A 1,292-nucleotide genomic window follows, 5' to 3' on the forward strand; every position below is an offset into this window, starting at 1 on the left:
CAGGGCGAAATCATGAAGCACCTTGCCCTGTAAGGACTCGCTCGATGTAATCTGTATTTCGATTGGCCTTCTTTTGTTTTCTCTTGATACTTGCTTTAAATGTTTTGTCCGCATTTAGCAGATTAAGTGCGGTATGACGCACCGTTGCATAGTTTTCTGCAGAATTTTCTCTTCTAACTCTGCTGGCATCTTCATGCATTGCGGTATCGAGTTTCCAATGCAGTTTAACTTCGATAGCCCAGTGTTCTCGAGCCGCATTAGCAAATTCATTAACACTTAAATCCGCGGAGCTAATATAGAATCGAGCAGAAGCTTCTGTTGTCTTACCTTTCTCTGTTCTGAATGACACAATATAGCCTAAACTTTTTAGCTCTGGCCATTCAAAAACAAGATCACCTAAAACGCTTAAATCATTTACAACCATATGATGGCGAGTTTCTTCTCTACCATGGCCTTTTTCTGTTTGGGTTAATACATTATCTGATGCAGCTTCAAGCTTAGGAATACTAAAAACTTCATTCATTGCTTCAAGTAACCTAGGCTGATTACCCTTCACTGCAAGTAAATAATCGCCACCACCATCAACAATTTTTTTGGCAATTTTCGTCTGACAACCCATTGCGTCAATGGTAATCAAACAGCCTCTTATATCCAACAACGTTAGAAGCTTGGGAATCGCTGTTATCTCGTTAGATTTGCGATCTGTCGTGATTTGCCCCAGTACAACCTCATTACCAGCGGCGAATGCACTGACCATATGAATGGCGTCGCTTTTATCTGCTTGATTATATGAACCTCTTAACCGTTTTCCATCAATGGCAATGATGGCTCCGTGTGTTAATTCCTGGCAATCATTCATCCATGCAATAAAAGCTTTTTGAAATTCTTTCGGATTCATTGCAGAGAATACACGGGCGATTGTGTGGTAAGAAGGAATACCATTTTCATAGTCAGAAAATTTACGTAACCATTCTATATTATCTTCACCAAAATCAGATATTTCGTCCCAACCTTCAGCACCAGCAATGGTTGCAGTAATTGCTAGAAACAAAATTTCAGGCAATTTATGCGTAACTTTCCACTCTTGGCGATGCTCTCTGATTATTGAAATATGATCTAACAAGGTTAATCCATTCATTGGTGACTTCTCTCTAACTTAAAGAGAAGCATAAGATCACAGCTAAATGTGATCTGCTAGTCGATCATTGTGATAAGAATGATCGTGCGATATCTGTCACTTTATTTTTATAAAAACGCTGTTCATTTTTTAGGCTTTTCATGATTTAGCCCTG

Annotated in this window: 1 protein-coding gene; it reads right to left on the reverse strand. The window is 39.1% G+C overall.

Annotation, left to right across the window (positions count from 1 at the left end; all coding sequences use genetic code 11):
• Positions 1–10: 10 nt before the first annotated feature.
• Complete coding sequence (locus MT391_RS20625) at positions 11–1,138, reverse strand: ISAs1 family transposase (RefSeq protein ID WP_499499964.1); 1,128 nt, start codon at positions 1,136–1,138, stop codon at positions 11–13.
• Positions 1,139–1,292: the final 154 nt, after the last annotated feature.

It is taken from the genome of Vibrio sp. 1-Bac 57 (genome assembly GCF_037546855.1).
Lineage (GTDB): Bacteria > Pseudomonadota > Gammaproteobacteria > Enterobacterales > Psychromonadaceae > Psychromonas.

What these genes read in the sequence shown, in the direction of transcription:
- MT391_RS20625 (WP_499499964.1), bottom strand. Translation starts at nt 1,138, where the DNA reads ATGAATGGATTAACCTTGTTAGATCATATTTCAATAATCAGAGAGCAT.